The following is a 2,158-nucleotide window of genomic DNA, read 5'->3' as shown; positions in this document are numbered from 1 at the left end:
GATCCGTAACATAATTAGCGACAAAAATGGTTTCACAGAAATACGATTACTTCCGTGAAACCATTTTCTTTGGTGCCGAAGGTGGGACTTGAACCCACACGATGTTGCCATCACTGGATTTTGAGTTTTGCAGCATAACCGGAAACATCGGGAATGTAATGCACTTTAGCGGAAGTTACAGACCGCCGGAAACCTTGTAAAATCGGCTTTTCCGGCACTTTAACCTCTGAAAATCCCACCGTTTCAAAGCTTATACAAAAAAACTGATTTTGGAACAAATTTTGGATGTTGGAGGGATATTGGAGGGATGTGGGGGGATGATCAGATAACTCACCATCCACATAATAACTATAACAAATGTTAATTAAAAACTAATATTGTAACAGTCACTCCTACCACTGACAAATAATTTAGGAGTTGATGACTGTGAGAAATGAAGAATATTATAAACGAATTTTTGAGCCATATCCTGACGTAGTTACCTTGGAACAATTCAGGACTATGTTAGGCGGCATTGGTGATAGTACAGCGCGAAAACTTTTAAGAGGAAACCATGTAAAGCATTTTTATATTCGTGATACTTATATGATACCTAAAGTATGGGTTATTGAGTATATACTAAGCGATCATTATGCTGAATACCGGCAAAAGTTAAAAGTGCAGGTTTAGCAGTAATAAAAACGAATGAACAAGAGGACATGGCTTTTCAGCTTATGTTCTCTTTTCATATATAAATCAAGCCACGTTGAGTGCGTGGTGTTGCTCAAAAGAAAACACAGTGAGTAAAGCCTTGCACAGCAAGGCTTTATGGGTATTTGGGCGAGATTGGGTATATTTCCATGGGCGGGTGGAGAAAACAGGAGAGGTTTACAGATATAATAAAAAAATTTTTGTTAGCTTATTGTTTTTATTCGTTTCTTCGCATATAATTGTTAATTGGATTATTTTTCCTTGGAGGCATCGGTGAATGGAATATATTACGGCAAAACAGGCGGCAGAGAAGTGGAACATTTCTCAGCGCAGAGTTCAGGTCTTATGCGAGCAGGGCCGGATCAAAGGTGCTGTGCGCCTGGGCTGGGCATGGGCGATACCAAAAGATGCGGACAAGCCCGCAGATTTGCGGATAAAAAAATAAAAAAATAGAGAAGAAAAATAGAATGGCAAAAGCAAAGAAAACAACCACATCAGAATCAATTGAACAGGTGCTTTGGAGTTCTGCCGATAAGCTCAGCAAGAACATAGACGCCGCGGAATATAAGCATGTCGTTTTAGGGCTTATATTTCTAAAATACATATCCGACAGCTTTTATGAATTATACAATAAACTTAAAGAGGGCAAGGGCGAGTACGAAGGCGCAAACCCGGACGACCCGTACGAATACCGCGCGGAAAACGTATTTTACGTACCGCCGCAGGCACGCTGGGATTACCTGCAGATCCGCGCCAAGCTGCCGACGATTGGTAAAGACATAGACGACGCGATGGACGCCATTGAGAAAGACATCGGTACTATCGCGCTTGGTGACAGCGTTTCCAGATCAAACGATATCCTCGGGCGCGTGTATGAATGGTTCCTTGGGCAGTTTGCGCTGGCCGAGGGCAAAAAGGGCGGGCAGTTCTATACGCCGCGTTCCGTCGTCCAGCTTTTGGTTGAAATCCTCGAGCCTTACGAGGGCAGGGTTTTTGACCCATGCTGCGGCAGCGGCGGAATGTTCGCGCAAAGTGAGAAATTTGTGGAGGCGCACAGCGACCACTATAACGGAAAAGCCAGAGAGATTGACAAGCTTTTCGAGCGCGTGGTTTCCATCTGCGGGCAGGAAAGCAACCAGAATTCCCCGATGTTGTGGATGTGGAAACCGTTATTGTAAAAATTAAATCTGGGTATTGTTTCTAAAAAAAGGAAATAGATTAGTAATAATTGAATTATTCCGGCAAAGATATCATGAAGGAGTGACGGGGATGATTCAGGTGCAGATGCTCGGTCGCTTTGCTATTTGCACATCGGATGGAGAGGTTAGCTTTCCTACTGCCAAGGTACGTGCCCTGGCAGCCTACCTGTTCTGGCAGCAGGGCCGCTGGGTTCGGCGTGAGGTGCTGCGCGGTATGCTCTGGGGGGATACTGGCGAAGAACGGGCGGCGGGAAACTTAAGGACAGCCC

Annotated in this window: 3 protein-coding genes; all 3 read left to right on the top strand. The window is 44.5% G+C overall.

Features of this window, described 5'->3' with window-relative positions; translation table 11 throughout:
* Positions 1 to 420: 420 nt before the first annotated feature.
* The 3 genes from HPY74_20890 (at position 421) to HPY74_20880 (ending at position 1,868) form a co-directional block, all read left to right on the top strand.
* Positions 421 to 669, top strand: a complete 249-nt coding sequence (locus tag HPY74_20890; GenBank protein NSW93063.1) for a DNA-binding protein — start codon at positions 421 to 423, stop codon at positions 667 to 669.
* A gap of 294 nt (positions 670 to 963) precedes the next feature.
* A complete protein-coding gene (locus HPY74_20885) occupies positions 964 to 1,143 on the top strand; it encodes a hypothetical protein (GenBank protein ID NSW93062.1) in 180 nt (59 codons plus the stop codon).
* A gap of 14 nt (positions 1,144 to 1,157) precedes the next feature.
* Positions 1,158 to 1,868 (top strand): SAM-dependent DNA methyltransferase, encoded by a 711-nt coding sequence (locus HPY74_20880; GenBank protein NSW93061.1) that lies wholly within the window; start codon positions 1,158 to 1,160, stop codon positions 1,866 to 1,868.
* The last annotated feature ends 290 nt before the right edge of the window (positions 1,869 to 2,158 follow it).

This window comes from Bacillota bacterium, from assembly GCA_013314855.1.
GTDB lineage: Bacteria > Bacillota > Clostridia > Acetivibrionales > DUMC01 > Ch48.
Note: the sequence above shows the minus strand (reverse complement) of the source record. Positions and strands in the feature narration are given on the sequence as shown.

Coding starts and splice junctions, on each gene's coding strand:
- HPY74_20880 (NSW93061.1), top strand. CDS start 1,158: ATGGCAAAAGCAAAGAAAACAACCACATCAGAATCAATTGAACAGGTG.
- HPY74_20890 (NSW93063.1), top strand. CDS start 421: ATGACTGTGAGAAATGAAGAATATTATAAACGAATTTTTGAGCCATAT.